We start from the raw sequence: 17280 nt of genomic DNA, 5'->3' as shown, positions 1-17280 counted from the left end.
GCATCAACCGGCGGCCTCGCCACCGCCCTTGCCCCCCCCCGGGCGCGGACGTCGATTGTTTTTACTGCGCGGCCGATGTTTTTTCTGCTGCGCACCGGGATCGCCGGCATTGGCAGCGCCAACCGCCGCGGCCTGCCCCGCATGTCCGCCGCTGCGCCCCCCGCTGCCCGGTTTGTTGTTATGGCGCGGCGGCTGGCGGTTGTTATTCCCGCTGGCCACGTAGCCGGCCAGGCGATTACCCGGGGCCAGCTGAATTTCGAGCTCGATGATTTCATCCCATTGCGCATCATGACGATCGCGCTCAGGCACCGACAGCAATTCACGCAAACGGCGGCGCAAGTGCAAGGGCTGAAAATCCTCCTGCACTGGCTGCGCCGCAGGTTCGGCGAGCTCGCTATTCTCCTGCGCCAGAGCAGGCGCGGACGCCGGCTCGGCTTCGGCTTCAGCGGTAGCTGGCGGTGCAAGCTCTTGCGCTACCGATTCGTCTTCTGCGTCTTCCGAGGGCGCGTTGTGTTCTTCGTGGTTCAAATTCGTCATACCAATTAAAAAGCGGAGCCCACCTTGCGGCGAACCCCGCGTTCGATCATGCGCAACTTATTTTTTCTTGGCCGCTTTCTTCGGCGCAACTGCGGCCTTGAAAGCAGAGCCCGCCGTAAATTTCGGCACGACAGTGGCCGGAATTTTGAGGGTTGCGCCCGTTTTCGGATTTTTGCCGGTACGCGCCGCGCGCGGCGAGGATTTGAAGGTGCCAAAACCGACCAGGGTCACCGAATCTCCCTTGGCCACAGCCCCTACTACAGCGTTAACAATGGCCGACAGTGCTTTGTCTGCGGCCGCCTTGGTGATACCAGCTTCTTGTGCAGCAACTTCGACCAGCTCGGATTTATTCATCTACGCCTCCTAGTTACCCATTCAAGTTAAGAAAACTGGCCGTCAACGAACGGCAGTGCGGCAAAAGTAGCACAGCTTGCGCCCCAGGTGTTGGCCGAAAAGGGGATTTACACGCCATTCATTGTGATTTTTTGTAATGGCGTTGATACTCGCACCGCTGCGCTGCGCTTGATGGATTTTTCCAAAAAACAGATTTGATAGCTCTTAGCTATTCGCAACATGAGTTCAATTAATTGGATTAATTCGCATGCGCGACCTATCATCCATCCGTCGTTCATCTCAACCCACAAGGAGAAAACATGTCCCTCATCAATACCCAAGTACAAGCCTTCAAGGCCCAGGCTTTCCACAATGGCAAGTTCATCGAAGTCACCGAGCAGAGCCTGAAAGGCAAGTGGTCGGTGCTGATTTTCATGCCGGCCGCCTTCACCTTCAACTGCCCGACCGAAATTGAAGATGCCGCCAACAACTACGCCGAATTCCAGAAGGCCGGCGCGGAAGTCTATATCGTCACCACCGACACCCACTTCTCGCACAAGGTCTGGCACGAAACCTCGCCCGCCGTCGGCAAGGCCCAGTTCCCGCTGGTCGGCGACCCGACGCACCAACTGACCAATGCCTTCGGCGTGCATATCGCGGAAGAAGGTCTGGCACTGCGCGGCACCTTCATCATCAACCCGGAAGGCACGATCAAGACGCTGGAAATCCATTCCAACGAAATCGCCCGTGACGTCACCGAAACCCTGCGCAAGCTGAAGGCTGCCCAGTACACCGCCTCGCACCCGGGTGAAGTTTGCCCGGCCAAGTGGAAAGAAGGCGAGAAGACCCTGGCCCCGTCGCTGGATCTGGTCGGCAAGATCTAAATCCAGTCTGCAAGCCTTCCCCGGCCCCGTCGGGGGAGGATTTCAGCGCCATGCCACGCCCTTGCGTGGCATCCCAGTGAAATCCTCGGAATCGTATTTTCACCATTGAAACGGGAGAAACACCATGCTCGAAGCTGACATCAAAGCCCAACTGACCGCTTACCTCGAACGCCTGCAACGCCCCATCGAACTGGTTGCCGCCCTGGGTGACGATGCGCGTTCGCAGGAAATGCGCGAATTGCTCGCCGACATCGTCAGCTGCTCGAACCAGGTCAGCCTGCGTGAAGAAAAGAATGCCCGCACCCCCTCCTTCGGCGTCGCCCTGCCCGGCGAAGCCGCCCGCGTGCGCTTTGCCGGCCTGCCGATGGGGCACGAATTCACTTCCTTGGTACTGGCGCTCCTACAAGTCGGCGGCCACCCGCCCAAGGTCGAGCCGGAAATCATCGAGCAGATCAAAAACCTGCCCGGCGGTTTGCACTTTGAAACCTTCATTTCCCTCTCCTGCCACAACTGCCCGGACGTGGTGCAGGCGCTCAACCTGATGGCCGTGCTCAACCCCGGCATCAGCAGCACCATGATCGACGGCGGTTTCTTCAAGGAAGAAGTCGAGCGCCGGCAGATCATGGCCGTGCCCATCGTCTATCTGAACGGTGAGGAATTTGCTTCCGGCCGCACCAGCCTGGAAGAAATTCTCGCCAAGGTCGACACCGGCGCAGCGGATCGCGCCGCAGCAGCCATCAGCGAAAAGCCTGCGTTTGACGTGCTGGTGGTCGGCGGCGGCCCGGCGGGTGCGGCGGCGGCAGTTTATGCGGCGCGCAAGGGCATCCGCACCGGCATCGTCGCCGAACGCTTCGGCGGTCAGGTGATGGACACCCTGGCGATCGAGAACTTCATCTCGGTGAAAGCCACCGAAGGCCCGAAACTCGCCCGCGCCCTGGAAGAGCACGTCAAAGAATACGGCGTCGACATCATGAACCTGCAACGCGCCAGCCGCCTGATTCCCGGCGCGGAAGCCGGCGGGCTGATCGAAGTGCAGCTGGAGAGCGGCGGCGTGCTGCAAGCCAAATCGCTCATCCTGGCCACCGGCGCGCGCTGGCGCGAAATGAACGTGCCGGGCGAGAAGGAATACAAGGCCAAGGGCGTTTGCTTCTGCCCGCACTGCGACGGCCCGCTGTTCAAGGGCAAGCGCGTGGCGGTAATCGGCGGCGGCAACTCCGGCATCGAAGCTGCCATCGACCTCGCCGGCATCGTCGCCCACGTCACCGTGCTCGAATTTGCCGACACTTTGCGTGCCGACGCCGTCTTGCAGGAAAAACTCGCCAGCCTGCCCAACGTCACCGTGATCAAGTCAGCGCAGACCACCGAAGTGCTGGGCGACGGCCAGAAAGTCACCGGCCTCACCTACAAAGACCGCAACACCGAGGAAATCAAACCGGTCGAGCTGGAAGGCATCTTCGTGCAGATCGGCCTCCTGCCGGCCACCGAATGGCTGAAAGGCACGCTAGACCTGAACCGCTTCGGCGAAATTGAAATCGACGCCAAAGGCCAGACCAACGTCCCCGGTGTCTTCGCCGCCGGCGACTGCACCACGGTGCCGTACAAGCAGATCATCATCGCCATGGGCGCCGGCGCAACGGCTTCGCTATCGGCCTTCGACCACCTGATCCGCAGCTAACCCCCCCGCTGCGGCCCCAGGCCAGCGGCCACCCGGCTCGGGTGGCCGTTTTTCGTTGACGGGCGACTAAAGCCGACATCCGTCCCGGCGATGTGGTTTTTGCGCCTTGAGTTTCTCGCGGCTCAATCCCAGCGCTGCTGGTAAGAAAACGTCGGCAATTTCCAGCCGAAACGGATCGCCAGCATGCGGAAAACGAAGCCGCCGACGAAGCAGATCGCCGTGTTGATTCCTGCATCCACGCCCAATTCGCGCAGGATCAGGTAGAGGGCGCAGACGGTGAGCGAGACGCTGGCGTAGAGTTCGCGGCGAAAAACGATGGGCACCTGGTTGCACAGCACGTCGCGCAGGACGCCGCCGCTGATGCCGGTGAGCATGCCGGCCATGATCACCACCACCACCGGGTAATCGAGTTGCAGGGCGATACTGCTGCCGATCAACGAAAAAGCGATCAAACCCAGCGCATCGAGCATGAGAAAAATGCGCTTCATGTGGTGCATATAGGGTGCGACGAGCATGGTCAACAGGCCCGAACCGAGAACGAGATAAACGTAGGCCGGATGCTGCGTCCAGCCAATCGGGTAATTGCCGAGCACGACATCGCGGATGGTGCCGCCGCCCAAGGCGGTAACGAAGGCGATCACCGCCACACCAAAGGCGTCCATGTTGCGCCGCCCGGCGGCCAGCGCGCCGGACATGGCTTCCGCCGTAATGGCCACGAGGTAGATGAAAAGCATGAAATCGACCTGCTGCGTCCAATCGGTCTGAAAAAAGTCATACAGTGCGCTCATTACCTACCTCGCTGAAAATCATTGCACCACCAGCCGCCACAACGACGTCACCTCGGCGGCGCGCGCCGCGTGCAAAGGGTCGCCTGCATCCTGCGCTTTGGCGTGTCCGGGGCGGGTATCGAGCCGCCCAATGATGCGCAAACCCGCCGCATCGATCCACTGTTCCAATTCATGGCGCGAACGCAAAAGAAGATGCTCGGCCAGATCGGAAAGAATCAGCCAGCCTTCGCCGCCGGGCAGCAGGTGGGCGGCCAGTCCCTGCAAAAAGCCGCGCAACATGCGCGAATCCGGATCATAAACCGCCATTTCGACGGGCGAAGTCGGCTGCGCCGGCAACCAGGGCGGATTGCAGACCACCACGGCAGCCCGCCCTGGAGGAAAGAGGTCGGCCTTGACCACGCTCACCTGACCGGCCAGGCCGAGGCGTTCCATATTGTCCGCTGCACACTCCAGCGCCCGTGCCGCCAGATCGGTCGCCACCACCTGCAGCCCGCGCCGCGCCAGCACGGCTGCCAGCACGCCGGAACCGGTGCCGATGTCAAAGGCCAGCGCTGCCCCGGAAGGCAAAAGTGCGGTGGCAACCAGATCGATGTATTCCCCGCGCAATGGGGAGAACACGCCATAGCGGGGATGAATACGCCCACCGGCGGCAGGCACCGGCACGCCTTTTTTCTGCCATTCGCTGGCACTGACCAGCGCCAGCACTTCACGCAAGGCGACCACGCTGTTATTTCCGTCCGGCTTGCCCCAGGCGGCCCGGCAGGCGGCGCGTACATCTTGCGCGCGCGCCAGTTGCAGCTTGTAATCCGGCCCCAGAGGCACCAGCAGGCGCGCCAGCAAGGCCGCCCGCTCGCCCTGCACCGCCCGGTGCCGGGCAAAGGTGGCAGCCGGCGAAGCCGCCGGCTGGAAGCGAAAAAGTTGGTCCGCACGCGGTGTCAGCGCCTGCAACAGGCGGCGGGCGGCAATCCAGTCGCCACGCCAGAGCAGATGCCGACCGCTGCGCAAAGCGTCCAGAATGGCCGCAAGCGACCAACTTTCATCGGCCATTTCCAAAACCTGCGGCAGCGCCAGGCCGGCTTCGCTGCGCCAGCGCGCCCGCCGCAAACGGCCTTGGTCACTCCACTCCAGATAGGGCGGCAGATCGTTCATGCAGAATCACAGCCAGACGTGTCGCCGCCGCACAGCGCTGCGGCGAGCAGATGATGGACGCACCCGGCGCACAAGCGGGCCGGGTAACTGGGCAAAACCAGGCAAAACAAAACCAAAGGAAAGCCGGCCGATAAGCCGGGTTCTGTTCCCCTCTTGCGAGGTTCGGCAATCATTCCTCTAGGCCTGCCGTCACCGACAGGCTCAAGCAACCTACCCGGAAGCAGCGCGGGCCACGCCTAATGCTTCCCTATTTGGTCTTGCTCCGGATGGGGTTTAGCGTGCCACCGAACGTTACCGCCGGCGCGGTGGGCTCTTACCCCACCCTTTCACCCTTACCGTTTGGGCGAACCCAAACGGCGGTCTACTCTCTGTTCCACTTTCCGTTGCCTTGATCGCGCAACTTGCGTCGTGCGACCTATAGCACCCAGCCGTTAGCTGGCATCCTGCCCTCTGGAGCCCGGACTTTCCTCCCGATACCGCGGTTGCCCACGGGTATCCAGCGATTGCCTGGCCGACTTTCCGGCGCGAATTATAGCCATAGCCGGAGCCCGCACCTCAAGGTTTTCTCTGTACGGTCGTAGAGCATTGAAAATCAGGAGTCATAAATATGTTCAGCAAAATCACTGCTCTTGCACTCAAACCGCACACCGCGCTCGCCACACAACAACACCCGAGCAAGCTCCGAGCGGAGGCGGAAGAGCCGCCCAAAAACAGCTTGCAGGCATTGCGCAAAAAACAACTGGAGAATATGCAAAACAGTTTAAGTGCGCTGCAAGAGATGAAAAAACAGCTTTCCCCGAAAAAACAAGCCGCCGCCCGCGCCGGGTATTTGAAGCAACGCCTGGAAATGCTGCGCGACATGCTGGCCAAGCTCCCCCCCGGCAACCACAAAGCGCTTGCCCAAGAGTTGAAGCAAATTGCCAAGGAACTGGCGGCACTTGGCAAAGAACTCGGTGGTCAGGGCGCAAGCAGCACGCCCGCGCTGACTTTTCACACCGACGCAGCGAACGGCGATACCGCAGCAGGCGCGCAAAACACGACCGAGGACAAGGCCGAGAACAAGGCTGAGGGCAAGGCCGATACTGGCGCACTCACCGCCGCCAGTGCGCCAGCCGAGGGTGCAGAAACCGCCAGCGGCAGCGCCGAGGCCGAGCGGCTGGCCGGCGAAGCCACTGCCAGTGCAGCGACCGACGAAAAAACAGAAGGCGAGCAAAACAGCGCACTCGCTGACGCCCGCAACGATCCCTCCGGCAACAAGATCAACAGCCCCGCCGCAAACAGCGACGCCCAGGACGAAAAAGCCCTGCGCACCCTGCTCAAAGACGCCAACAAACTGCTCAAGCACGTCGCCGATCTACTCAAAGCAAAAACGCTCCAGCACGACAAAGAAAGCAAAAAAATCTACGAGGACATCGAGCACGCCCTACGCAAGCTCGACGACAGTCTGCGCAGCGGCGACAATCCGCTCTACTCGGCACTCGGCGAGTTGAGCACGGCCGATGAAAATACGGGCGGCACCGAGGCCAGCAGCAGCGGCAGCAACATCAGCGTGAGCGCCTGAGCGCAGGGAGATCAGCCCACCGGCAAAGCCCCGCGATCGACCACGCGGCGCAGGACGAAGCTGGTGTGCACGCCGGTGACGCCGGGGATGCGGGTGATTTTGTTGAGCAAGAGCCGCTGGTAATCGTCCATATCACGCACCACCACTTTCAGCTGGTAGTCCGATTGCTGGCCGGTGATGAGCAGGCATTCCAGCACTTCGGGAATGTCGGCAATGGCCGATTCCAGGCTGGCAAACCGCTCTGGCGTGTGTTGACCCATGGAAATGCCGATCAAAGCCATCAGGCTCAAACCCAGCTTTTTGGCATCGAGCACCGCCCGGTACGCGGTGATGAAACCAGCCTCTTCCAAGGCGCGCACCCGGCGCAAACAAGGCGAGGGCGATAAGCCGATACGTTCGGCCAAATCCTGGTTACTGATACACCCGTCGGCCTGCAAAACGGTAAGAATTTCCCGGTCGTAGCGATCAAGATCCATTTTATTCTCCGTTTTGCTTTATTTACGCAATTTAATTGCCAATTAAAAGCCAACAATGCCACAAAACGCAAGCACCTGCCACGTCTTTTTCCTTAAGATTGCGCCATCGTAAATTTTTCTGGAACAAGATCATGTCACGAGCCCAAACCGCCGATAGCGGCCACAAATACAGCGCTTTTCCGCAGGTTCAATTGACCGAGCGCCAATGGCCGGGCAAAACCATCACCCAGGCACCGATCTGGATGACCACCGACTTGCGCGACGGCAACCAGGCTTTGTTCGAGCCAATGAATTTGCAAAAGAAGATGGAAATGTTCGAAACCTTGTGCCGCATCGGCTTCAAGGAGATCGAAATTGCCTTCCCCTCGGCCTCCGACACCGAATTCAATTTCGTGCGCGGCTTGATCGAAGGCGGCCACATCCCCGAGGACGTGACCATCGAAGTGCTCACCCAGGCGCGCGAGCACTTGATCCGGCGCACCTTTGAATCCTTGAAGGGCGCGCGCCGGGCGATCATCCACATCTACAACGCCACCTGTCCGTCGTTTCGCGATTTCGTCTTTGGCATGAGCAAGACCGAAGTGATCAAAATGGCGGTCGATGCGGTGCATCTCATCCGCCAGTTGGCCGCTGAAATGCCGGAAACCGAGATCGTGCTCGAATACAGCCCGGAGTTGTTCACCGCCACCGAGCTCGAATTCGCCAAGGAAGTGTGCGATGCCGTCACTGCCGCCTGGGGCGCGACACCGGCGCGCAAGGTGATCCTCAACCTCCCGGCCACGGTGGAAGTCGCCACGCCCAATGTGTACGCCGACCAGATCGAATGGATGCACCGCCACCTCGAACGGCGCGACAGTGTCTTGATCAGCGTGCATCCGCACAACGACCGCGGCACCGCCATTGCCGCCGCCGAACTCGGCTTGATGGCCGGCGCTGACCGCGTCGAAGGCTGCCTCTTTGGTAACGGCGAGCGCACCGGCAACGTCGATCTCGTCACCCTCGCCTTGAATCTGCACACCCAGGGCATCGATCCCAAGCTTGATTTCTCCGACATCAACGCCATTGCCCGCACCTACGAACACTGTACCCAGCTCCCGATCCACCCGCGCCACCCATACGTCGGGGATCTCGTTTTCACGGCCTTCTCCGGCTCCCATCAGGACGCCATCAAGAAGGGGTTTGCCGCGCAAAAGGCGGATGAGCCATGGTCAGTGCCCTATCTCCCGATCGACCCCGCTGACGTGGGCCGCAGCTACGATTCCATCATTCGGGTGAACAGTCAGTCGGGCAAGGGCGGCATCGCCTACATCATGGAACACGAGTACGGCGTGGTCATGCCGCGCCGCCTGCAAGTGGAGTTTTCCGGCGTCGTTCAACGCCATGCCGACAGCCGGGGCGGCGAAATCAGCGGCGAGGGCATCTGGCAGTTGTTCGCGCAAACCTATCTCGAAGCCGGCGAGCGCATCCGCTACCGCAGCCACCATTTATTTGAAGACAACGGCCAGCAAGGCATCCAACTCACCGTCGATATCGCCGGCCAAAGCCAGGTGCTCACCGGTGCTGGCAACGGCCCGATCAACGCCGCCATGCACGCTTTGGGCAGCGCCGGCATCCAGGCGCAGGTGCGCAGCTATGAAGAGCGCTCCATGGTGCCGGCCGGCGACGACGGCAATGCCAGCGCCGTCGCCTTCATCGAAATGGCCGCCGACGGACGCAACGAAGGCTACGGCGTCGGCATCGACAGCAACATCGTCACCGCCTCGATCAAGGCGCTGGTCAGCGGCATCAATCGCGTCGGCACGCCGGCAAACTAACGCCGTTTTGCGCGAGCCTCAGCAAAAACCCCGGCTTTTTCCGGGGTTTTTTGCCGTTCTACTGCCTTGTTCCGCCGTGGGTTTCGCCTACTCCGAAGTCGCCCCCTGGACGAATACGAACTTGCCTTTCTGCAGACGGAAGATGCCCTCGAATTCGCCCATACCGCCCTCCGGTTCGCCGTCGAGGCGAGCCCAGGATTCGCAGGTTTGCGATTCGGTGGCGTACATTTTTTTGCCCATTTTGACGATGTAAGCCCCGGAGGGGACCCGGTAAACCTCAACCTGGGTGTTCTCTGCGCCCGCTCCCAGGCTGTGCCGGCGGGTACATACCGGCATGCGCGACACCACGACGTAGTAATTGACTTTTTTATCCCAAGGTACCGGCTGTTCGCGCACCACGGACAAAGTGTGTTCGCGGCTGCCGTCGATCGACCAGGCAGCCTGGTCATCAACGCAGGCGCTCAAAAGAGGCAGAACGAGCACGGCGGGCAGGAATCGGCGCAGCAGCATGGCAATCTCCTCGGTGCCTTCAAGAAGGCCGGTTAGTGGGAACAAAAATCACAAAAGCTTCCAGCGCAAGGTTTCACCGGCGCGCAGCGGCACGATGTCGTCACCGGGTAAATAGGGGTAGCTGGCCGGCACCTGCCAGTCGATTTTACTCAGGGTGAGCGTGCCGGTGTTGCGCGGCAAACCATACCAATCGGCACCGTAAAAACTGGCAAAACCTTCCAGCTTGTCCAGCGCACCGGCGTCTTCAAAGGCCTGAGCGTAAAGCTCGAGCGCGCCATAGGCGGTGTAGCAACCCGCGCAGCCGCAGGCGGATTCCTTGGTGCTGCGCGCGTGCGGAGCAGAATCGGTGCCGAGGAAGAATTTTGGATTGCCCGACACCGCCGCCCCCAGAAGCGCCTGCCGATGGGTTTCGCGCTTCAAAACCGGCAGGCAATACCAGTGCGGGCGCAGCCCCCCCTGAAAAATGGCGTTACGGTTATAGAGCAGATGATGCGCGGTAATGGTCGCCGCCACCTGGGCCGGCGCGCTGCGCACAAACTGCGCGGCATCGCGCGTGGTGATGTGCTCCATCACCACCTTCAGCCCCGGGAAGCGCCGCGTCAGCGGCAGCAACACGGTATCGATGAAGACTTTTTCCCGGTCGAACAGGTCGACCGCCGGATCGGTCACCTCGCCATGCACGAGCAGGGGCAGCCCGTGCGCTTCCATGGCCGCCAAGGCGTCATAGGCCTTTTCGATTTGCGTCAAACCGGCATCGGAATTGGTCGTCGCCCCCGCCGGATAAAGCTTGACCGCGTGCACGCAATCGCTGGCGGCGGCCCGGGCAATTTCTTCCGGCGTCGTATCGTCGGTGAGATAAAGCGTCATCAAGGGCGTGAAATCCGCACCCGCCGGCAGTGCCGCCACTATACGCTGACGGTAAGCCTCGGCCTGAGCCACGGTGGTCACCGGCGGCTTCAGATTGGGCATGACGATGGCGCGAGCAAATTGGCGGGCGGTGTGCGGCAAAACGGCGGCCAGCGCAGCCGCGTCACGCAGGTGTAAATGCCAGTCATCCGGGCGGGTCAAAGTCAGTTGCATGGGGCGCTCCAAAGCACAGTATTCAAGATTCAGCTTCGATTCTAGCGTGAAAACCTGCCGCCCCAAGCGCCGGGGCAGCTTCTGCCCAGGCGGCTGTCGCCAGGCATCCACCTGGTCACCAGCAATTCCGCTGACAAGGCAAGAAAAGGCGGCAGAGAGGCTCGACACCCAGGATTTTCTTGGCTATAGTTTTGCCCTATGTTTCATTATGCGAATTTATATTTTGTATTGTGAAATTTTTCTGCCTGTAGTGCTGCATTGCGGCACGCAAGTTATTCGTAAAGCGTTAAAGTGGTCGAGCCTGTCCGGCGCGACATAATCAAAACCAACGTAGGAGACAAATCATGGCCGATCAGCCACACAACCTGCCGCTCGACACGGATGCGCAGGAAACCCGGGAATGGATGGAGGCGCTCGATGGCGTCATCAGCAACGAAGGCGCTGCGCGGGCGCATTTCCTGATCGAAAAATTGATCGCTCAGGCGCGCGAAGAAGGCATCGACATTCCCTATTCCGCCAACACCGAATACATCAACACCATCCCGGTCGATCAGCAGCCGGCCTACCCGGGCAATGCCGACATCGAGATCAAGATTCACAACTACGTGCGCTGGAACGCCATGGCCATGGTGGTGCGCGCCAACAAACACACCAACGTCGGCGGCCACATCGCCTCCTTCGCTTCCGCCGCCGTGCTCTACGACGTTGGCCTCACCCATTTCTGGCACGCGCCCTGCGAGAAACACGACGGCGACCTGATTTTCTTCCAGGGCCATTCCGTACCGGGCATTTACGCCCGCGCTTTTTTGTTGGGGCGCTTGAGCGAAGCGCAGATGGACAACTTCCGCCAGGAAACCGGCGGCCAAGGCATTTCCTCCTACCCGCACCCCTGGCTGATGCCGGATTTCTGGCAGTTCCCCACGGTGTCGATGGGCCTGGGGCCGATTCAGGCGATTTATCAGGCGCGCTTCATGAAATACCTGGCCTCGCGCCATTTGATCGACGCTGAAAAAGCCAAGCAGCGCAAGGTTTGGGCCTTCCTCGGCGACGGCGAAACCGATGAAGTCGAATCGCTCGGCGCGATCGGCATGGCCGGGCGGGAAAAACTCGACAACCTGGTTTTCGTCATCAACTGCAACCTGCAACGCCTGGACGGCCCGGTGCGCGGCAACGGCAAGATCATCCAGGAACTGGAATCGGAATTTCGCGGGGCGGGCTGGAACGTCATCAAGCTGATCTGGGGCACCCACTGGGACGCGCTGTTTGCCCGCGACAAAAAAGGCATCCTGAAAAAACGCATGATGGAATGCGTGGACGGCGAGTACCAGACCTTCAAGGCCAAAGACGGCGCTTACGTGCGTGAGCATTTCTTCAACACGCCCGAACTCAAGGAGTTGGTCGCCGATTGGACGGACACCCAGATCTGGCGTCTGAACCGTGGCGGCCACGATATTTTCAAGATTTTCTCCGCCTACAAATCCGCCATCGAGCACCAGGGCGCGCCCACCCTCATCCTCGCCAAAACCATCAAGGGCTACGGCATGGGCGGCGCGGGCGAGGCGATGAACATCTCGCACCAGCAAAAGAAAATGGACCGCGAGCAGATCAAACGCTTCCGCGACCGCTTCCTGCTGCCGGTGACCGATGAACAAATCGACGAACTGCCCTACCTGAAGTTCGCCGAAGACTCGCCGGAACACAAATACATGCAGGAACACCGCGCCGCGCTCGGTGGTTACCTGCCGCAGCGCCGCCGTTACGCCGAACCGCTGCCGGTGCCGGCGCTGGATAATTTTGCCGCGCTCCTGAAAGCCTCCGGCGAAGGGCGCGAGCTGTCCACCACCATGGCCATCGTGCGCATCATGAACATGCTGCTCAAAGACAAGCAGATTGGTCGCCACATCGTCCCCATCGTGCCGGACGAATCGCGCACCTTCGGCATGGAAGGCATGTTCCGCGCCGTCGGCATCTGGAACCAGCAAGGCCAGAACTACGTGCCGGAAGACCATGACCAGCTCATGTTCTACAAGGAAACCAAGGACGGCCAGGTGCTCCAGGAAGGCATCAACGAAGCCGGCGCAATGGCCGACTGGATCGCCGCCGCCACCGCCTACTCGGTGCACAACGTGCAGATGATCCCCTTCTACATCTGCTACTCCATGTTCGGCCTGCAGCGCACGCTCGACCTCGTCTGGGCCGCCGGCGACCAGCGCTGCCGGGGCTTCCTGATCGGCGGCACGGCCGGGCGCACCACCCTCAATGGCGAAGGCTTGCAGCACGAAGACGGCCACAGCCTGATCCTCGCCAATCTGGTGCCCAACTGCATTTCCTACGACCCGACTTTCCAGTACGAAGTCGCCGTCATCACCCAAGACGGCATGCGCCGCATGTTCGCCGAGCAGGAAGACGTGTTCTATTACCTGACGGTGATGAACGAAAACTACGAACACCCGGACATGCCGGCGGGTGCCGAAGCCGATATCCTCAAGGGGATGTATTGCTTCAAGGAAGGCGGCGCGGGCGAGCTGCGCGTGCAGTTGCTGGGCTCCGGCACCATCTTCCGCGAGGTCATCGCCGCCGCCGATCTGCTCAAGAGCGATTGGGGCATCGAAGCCGACATCTGGGGCTGCCCGAGCTTCAATGAACTGGCCCGCGACGGCCAGGACGTTGCCCGCTGGAATCTGCTGCATCCGCTGGAAGCGCCGAAACTGTCGCACGTCGAGCAAAAACTTGCCGGCACGAACGGCCCGGTGATCGCCGCCACCGACTACATCAAGCTCTTTGCCGAGCAGATCCGCCCCTTCGTCAAGGGCCGCTACGTCACACTCGGCACCGACGGCTTTGGCCGCTCCGACACCCGCGAGGCGCTGCGCCACCATTTCGAAGTGGACCGCCACTGGGTGACGCTGGCCGCGCTGAAGGCGCTGGCGGATGACGGCCGGATCGAACGCGAGAAAGTCGCCGCCGCGCTGGTCAAATACAACCTGGATCCGGCCAAGCCGAATCCGCTGTCGGTTTAAGGGGGGCACGCCATGAGCCAACTGATTGAAGTCAAGGTGCCGGACATCGGCGATTTTTCCGAGGTGCCGGTAATCGAGCTCTACGTCAAGGTGGGCGACACGATCCAGATCGATGAGGCCATCGCCACGCTGGAATCCGACAAGGCCACGATGGACGTACCCTCGACCGTCGCCGGCACGGTAAAAGAAGTGCTGGTACAACTGGGTTCCAAGGTCAGCGAGGGCGCGGTGCTGATCAAAGTGGACAGCAGCGCGGCGAGCGCCGTGGCAGCCCCCGCCCCGGCAGCGGCAGCGCCCACCCCTGCTCCTTCCCCAGCCCCCGCCACGGCAGGTGCCGTGGTCGAAGTCAAGGTGCCGGACATTGGCGACTTTTCCGAAGTCCCGGTGATCGAGCTCTACGTCAAGGTGGGCGACAGGATCCAGGTCGATGACGCCATCGCCACGCTAGAATCCGACAAAGCCACGATGGACGTGCCTTCGACCGTCGCCGGCACGGTGAAGGAAGTGCTGGTACAACTGGGTTCCAAGGTCAGCGAGGGCGCGGTGCTGATCAAAGTGGACGGCGGCGCGAACGCTGCGGTCAGCGCGAGCCTTCCAGCCCCGGCGGCCAGCCCGCCCCCTGCGCCTGCCACGCCTGCCGCCGCGCCTGCCACGTCACCCGCCACTGCTGCACCAACCCCTGCCGCAGCGGCCACGGCCTTGCCGCCGCCCCTGCCCGTCGGCAGCAAAGTCCACGCCTCGCCCTCGGTGCGCGCCTATGCCCGCGAGCTGGGCGTCGATCTGTCCAAGGTGACGGCCAGCGGGCCGAAAGGCCGCATCCTCAGGGAAGACCTGACCCGATACGTCAAGGAGGTAATGTCCGGCGCGACCGCTGCACCGGTCACCGCTGGCGGCGGCATCAGCGGCGGCGGTACGCTCGATCTGCTGCCCTGGCCGAAGGTCGATTTCAGCAAGTTCGGCGAAGTCGAGATCAAGCCGCTGTCGCGCATCAAGAAAATTTCCGGCCAGAACCTGTCGCGCAACTGGGTGATGATCCCCGCCGTGACTTACCACGAAGATGCCGACATCACCGACCTGGAAGCCTTCCGCGTGCTGCTCAACAAGGAAAACGAGAAGGGTAGTGGCGCGAAGTTGACCATGCTCGCCTTCCTGGTCAAGGCCTGCGTCAAGGCGATGCAGAAATTCCCCGAGTTCAACGCCTCGCTTGATGGCGACAATCTGGTGCTGAAGAAATACTTCAACATCGGCTTCGCCGCCGACACGCCAAATGGCCTGGTCGTGCCGGTGATCAAAAACGCCGACCAAAAATCGGTGTTCGAGATCGCCCAGGAATCCGGTGAACTCGCCAAACAAGCGCGCGACGGCAAGCTGAAGCCGGCCGACATGAGCGGTGCCTGCTTCACCATTTCCTCGCTCGGCGGCATCGGCGGCACCTATTTCGCGCCGATTGTGAACGCGCCGGAAGTCGCCATTCTTGGCGTCAACAAGTCCGCCATGAAGCCGGTCTGGGACGGCAAGGCTTTCGTGCCGCGCCTGACCCTGCCGCTGTCGCTGACCGCCGATCACCGCGTCATCGACGGTGCGCTAGCGACCCGCTTCAATGTCTATATCGCGCAACTGCTGGCGGATTTTCGCCGTGTCGCGCTGTAAGGGGGAATACGCATGAGCCAACTGCATGAAGTGAAGGTTCCCGACATCGGCGATTTTTCCGAGGTGCCGGTCATCGAGCTCTACGTCAAAGCCGGCGACACGATCGCCGTCGACGAGGCCATCTGCACGCTGGAATCGGACAAGGCGACGATGGACGTACCCAGCCCTGTCGCCGGCACGGTCAAGGAAGTACTAGTGCAACTGGGTAGCAAGGTGGGCGAGGGGGCGCTGTTGATCAAGGTGGAAAGCACGAGCGCTGCGACGCAAGAAAACACGGACAGCGCGCCAGCCGCCAGCCCCGCACCAGCTCCTACCGCTCCTGCCAGCGCACCGACGGCCGCCCGCCATGCCGGTGCCGCCGATCTGGAAGTCGACATGCTCGTTCTCGGCGCCGGCCCCGGCGGTTATTCCGCCGCCTTCCGCGCCGCCGATCTGGGCCTGAAAACGGCCATCGTCGAGCGCTACGCGACCTTGGGCGGCGTTTGCCTGAACGTCGGCTGCATTCCGTCAAAAGCCCTGCTGCACGTTGCCGAAATCATCGAAGAGGCGCAGCACGCGACCGATCTGGGCGTCAGCTTCGCGCCGCCGCAGGTCGATATCGACCAACTGCGCGCCCACAAGGACAAGGTGGTCGGCAAGCTGACCGGCGGTCTGGCTGGCATGGCGAAAGGGCGCAAGGTCGACATCGTGCGCGGCTACGGCCACTTCCTCGATCCGCAGCACGTCGAGGTCGAAGTCACCGACGGCAGCGGGCAAGAAAAGACCGGCGCGAAGAAGGTGATCCGCTTCAAGCAATGCATCATCGCCGCCGGTTCGGCCGCCGTGCATCTGCCTTTCATTCCACGCGATCCGCGTATCGTCGATTCAACCGGCGCGCTGGAACTGCGCTTTATTCCAAAGAAAATGCTGGTCATCGGCGGCGGCATCATCGGCCTGGAAATGGCCACCGTGTACTCCACCCTGGGCGCCAAGGTGGACGTCGTCGAAATGGCCGACGCCCTGATGCAAGGGCCGGACCGCGATGCCGTCAAGGTTTGGGAAAAGCAAAATGCGCAACGTTTCGAGCGCATCATGCTGAAAACCAAAACGGTGGCCGTCGATGCCAAAGACGACGGCCTGTGGGTCAAATTCGCGGGCGAAGGCGCGCCGAACGCCGATGCCGTGCGCTACGACATGATCCTGCAAGCCGCCGGGCGGGCTCCGAACGGCAAAAAAATTGGTGCAGAAAAGGCCGGCATCATCGTCGATGAACGCGGTTTCATCCCGGTCGATGCGCAGATGCGCAGCAACGTGCCGCACATCTTCGCCATCGGCGACATCGTCGGTAATCCCATGCTTGCCCACAAGGCGGTGCATGAGGCGCACGTCGCGGCGGAGGTTGCCGCAGGACACAAAGCCGCCTTCGATGCCCAGGTCATCCCCGGTGTGGCCTACACCCACCCGGAAGTGGCCTGGGTCGGTTACACCGAAGCACAAGCGAAGCAGGAAGGGCGCAAGGTCGAAGTCGCCAAGTTCCCCTGGGCGGCCTCCGGGCGAGCGATTGCCAACGGGGCCGATTACGGCTTCAGCAAGCTGATCTTCGATGCTGAAACAGAGCGCGTCATCGGCGGGGCCATCGTCGGCCCGTCGGCCGGCGACATGATCGGCGAAGTGGCGCTGGCGATCGAAATGGGCTGCGATGCGCTCGATATCGGCAAGACCATCCACCCGCACCCGACGCTCGGCGAAAGCATCGGCATGGCCGCCGAAATGGCGCACGGCTCCTGTACGGACGTGCCGCCAGCGCGTAAAAAATAGCGCTAC

Annotated in this window: 15 protein-coding genes and 1 other RNA gene; 8 read left to right on the top strand and 8 right to left on the bottom strand. The window is 61.5% G+C overall.

Features of this window, described 5'->3' with window-relative positions; genetic code table 11:
- Nucleotides 1-3: 3 nt before the first annotated feature.
- Nucleotides 4-537: a hypothetical protein gene (locus ACM62Q_RS06355; RefSeq protein WP_415034697.1), complete on the bottom strand. Its 534-nt coding sequence runs from the start codon at nucleotides 535-537 to the stop codon at nucleotides 4-6.
- A gap of 57 nt (nucleotides 538-594) precedes the next feature.
- Entirely contained in the window at nucleotides 595-891 is a 297-nt protein-coding gene (locus ACM62Q_RS06350; RefSeq protein WP_415034695.1) for an HU family DNA-binding protein, read from the bottom strand.
- Nucleotides 892-1190: 299 nt separating this feature from the next.
- Between ACM62Q_RS06350 and ahpC the strand changes: the two genes are divergently transcribed.
- Nucleotides 1191-1754, top strand: a complete 564-nt coding sequence (gene ahpC, locus ACM62Q_RS06345; protein WP_415034693.1) for an alkyl hydroperoxide reductase subunit C — start codon at nucleotides 1191-1193, stop codon at nucleotides 1752-1754.
- Nucleotides 1755-1878: 124 nt separating this feature from the next.
- On the top strand, nucleotides 1879-3429 hold the full coding sequence (gene ahpF / locus ACM62Q_RS06340) for an alkyl hydroperoxide reductase subunit F (protein ID WP_415034691.1): 1551 nt from the start codon (nucleotides 1879-1881) through the stop codon (nucleotides 3427-3429).
- 122 nt (nucleotides 3430-3551) lie between these two features.
- On the opposite strand, the gene ACM62Q_RS06335 is transcribed toward ahpF, so the two are convergent.
- From ACM62Q_RS06335 to rnpB, 3 genes are all read right to left on the bottom strand, one after another.
- A complete protein-coding gene (locus tag ACM62Q_RS06335; protein ID WP_415034727.1) occupies nucleotides 3552-4163 on the bottom strand; it encodes a trimeric intracellular cation channel family protein in 612 nt (203 codons plus the stop codon).
- 72 nt (nucleotides 4164-4235) lie between these two features.
- Nucleotides 4236-5366: a methyltransferase gene (locus tag ACM62Q_RS06330; protein WP_415034689.1), complete on the bottom strand. Its 1131-nt coding sequence runs from the start codon at nucleotides 5364-5366 to the stop codon at nucleotides 4236-4238.
- 115 nt (nucleotides 5367-5481) lie between these two features.
- Nucleotides 5482-5885: RNase P RNA component class A (gene rnpB / locus ACM62Q_RS06325), an RNA gene on the bottom strand.
- Between the two features lie 88 nt (nucleotides 5886-5973).
- Between rnpB and ACM62Q_RS06320 the strand changes: the two genes are divergently transcribed.
- A complete protein-coding gene (locus ACM62Q_RS06320) occupies nucleotides 5974-6927 on the top strand; it encodes a hypothetical protein (protein ID WP_415034687.1) in 954 nt (317 codons plus the stop codon).
- Nucleotides 6928-6938: 11 nt separating this feature from the next.
- Here ACM62Q_RS06320 and ACM62Q_RS06315 read toward each other — a convergent pair whose 3' ends face one another.
- Complete coding sequence (locus ACM62Q_RS06315) at nucleotides 6939-7403, bottom strand: Lrp/AsnC family transcriptional regulator (protein WP_415034685.1); 465 nt, start codon at nucleotides 7401-7403, stop codon at nucleotides 6939-6941.
- 131 nt (nucleotides 7404-7534) lie between these two features.
- Here ACM62Q_RS06315 and leuA point away from each other — a divergent pair, with 131 nt between their 5' ends.
- Nucleotides 7535-9217 (top strand): 2-isopropylmalate synthase, encoded by a 1683-nt coding sequence (leuA, locus tag ACM62Q_RS06310; protein ID WP_415034683.1) that lies wholly within the window; start codon nucleotides 7535-7537, stop codon nucleotides 9215-9217.
- A gap of 87 nt (nucleotides 9218-9304) precedes the next feature.
- Here leuA and ACM62Q_RS06305 read toward each other — a convergent pair whose 3' ends face one another.
- Both ACM62Q_RS06305 and pyrC read right to left on the bottom strand, forming a co-directional pair.
- On the bottom strand, nucleotides 9305-9727 hold the full coding sequence (locus tag ACM62Q_RS06305) for a hypothetical protein (RefSeq protein WP_415034681.1): 423 nt from the start codon (nucleotides 9725-9727) through the stop codon (nucleotides 9305-9307).
- A gap of 48 nt (nucleotides 9728-9775) precedes the next feature.
- A complete protein-coding gene (gene pyrC / locus ACM62Q_RS06300) occupies nucleotides 9776-10807 on the bottom strand; it encodes a dihydroorotase (RefSeq protein WP_415034679.1) in 1032 nt (343 codons plus the stop codon).
- A gap of 46 nt (nucleotides 10808-10853) precedes the next feature.
- On the opposite strand from pyrC, the gene ACM62Q_RS06295 reads away from it, so the two are divergent.
- From ACM62Q_RS06295 to lpdA, 4 genes are read left to right on the top strand one after another with little or no spacing between them, the layout of a single operon-like run.
- Nucleotides 10854-11126, top strand: coding sequence for a hypothetical protein (locus ACM62Q_RS06295; protein ID WP_415034677.1), 273 nt, complete (start codon nucleotides 10854-10856; stop codon nucleotides 11124-11126).
- 25 nt (nucleotides 11127-11151) lie between these two features.
- Nucleotides 11152-13827, top strand: a complete 2676-nt coding sequence (gene aceE, locus ACM62Q_RS06290; RefSeq protein ID WP_415034675.1) for a pyruvate dehydrogenase (acetyl-transferring), homodimeric type — start codon at nucleotides 11152-11154, stop codon at nucleotides 13825-13827.
- Nucleotides 13828-13839: 12 nt separating this feature from the next.
- Nucleotides 13840-15477: a dihydrolipoyllysine-residue acetyltransferase gene (gene aceF / locus ACM62Q_RS06285; RefSeq protein ID WP_415034673.1), complete on the top strand. Its 1638-nt coding sequence runs from the start codon at nucleotides 13840-13842 to the stop codon at nucleotides 15475-15477.
- A gap of 12 nt (nucleotides 15478-15489) precedes the next feature.
- Nucleotides 15490-17274 (top strand): dihydrolipoyl dehydrogenase, encoded by a 1785-nt coding sequence (gene lpdA, locus ACM62Q_RS06280; protein ID WP_415034671.1) that lies wholly within the window; start codon nucleotides 15490-15492, stop codon nucleotides 17272-17274.
- Nucleotides 17275-17280: the final 6 nt, after the last annotated feature.

The sequence above is a fragment of the Azonexus sp. genome (assembly GCF_047638095.1).
Lineage (GTDB): Bacteria > Pseudomonadota > Gammaproteobacteria > Burkholderiales > Rhodocyclaceae > Azonexus.
The sequence above is the reverse complement of the archived record's forward strand: the minus strand, read 5'-3'. Positions and strand labels throughout refer to the sequence as shown.

Excerpts from the sequence above, each read along its gene's own strand:
- ACM62Q_RS06355 (WP_415034697.1), bottom strand. The coding sequence starts at position 537 with ATGACGAATTTGAACCACGAAGAACACAACGCGCCCTCGGAAGACGCA.
- ACM62Q_RS06350 (WP_415034695.1), bottom strand. The coding sequence starts at position 891 with ATGAATAAATCCGAGCTGGTCGAAGTTGCTGCACAAGAAGCTGGTATC.
- ahpC (WP_415034693.1), top strand. The coding sequence starts at position 1,191 with ATGTCCCTCATCAATACCCAAGTACAAGCCTTCAAGGCCCAGGCTTTC.
- ahpF (WP_415034691.1), top strand. The coding sequence starts at position 1,879 with ATGCTCGAAGCTGACATCAAAGCCCAACTGACCGCTTACCTCGAACGC.
- ACM62Q_RS06335 (WP_415034727.1), bottom strand. The coding sequence starts at position 4,163 with ATGCTTTTCATCTACCTCGTGGCCATTACGGCGGAAGCCATGTCCGGC.
- ACM62Q_RS06330 (WP_415034689.1), bottom strand. The coding sequence starts at position 5,366 with ATGAACGATCTGCCGCCCTATCTGGAGTGGAGTGACCAAGGCCGTTTG.
- ACM62Q_RS06320 (WP_415034687.1), top strand. The coding sequence starts at position 5,974 with ATGTTCAGCAAAATCACTGCTCTTGCACTCAAACCGCACACCGCGCTC.
- ACM62Q_RS06315 (WP_415034685.1), bottom strand. The coding sequence starts at position 7,403 with ATGGATCTTGATCGCTACGACCGGGAAATTCTTACCGTTTTGCAGGCC.
- leuA (WP_415034683.1), top strand. The coding sequence starts at position 7,535 with ATGTCACGAGCCCAAACCGCCGATAGCGGCCACAAATACAGCGCTTTT.
- ACM62Q_RS06305 (WP_415034681.1), bottom strand. The coding sequence starts at position 9,727 with ATGCTGCTGCGCCGATTCCTGCCCGCCGTGCTCGTTCTGCCTCTTTTG.
- pyrC (WP_415034679.1), bottom strand. The coding sequence starts at position 10,807 with ATGCAACTGACTTTGACCCGCCCGGATGACTGGCATTTACACCTGCGT.
- aceE (WP_415034675.1), top strand. The coding sequence starts at position 11,152 with ATGGCCGATCAGCCACACAACCTGCCGCTCGACACGGATGCGCAGGAA.
- aceF (WP_415034673.1), top strand. The coding sequence starts at position 13,840 with ATGAGCCAACTGATTGAAGTCAAGGTGCCGGACATCGGCGATTTTTCC.
- lpdA (WP_415034671.1), top strand. The coding sequence starts at position 15,490 with ATGAGCCAACTGCATGAAGTGAAGGTTCCCGACATCGGCGATTTTTCC.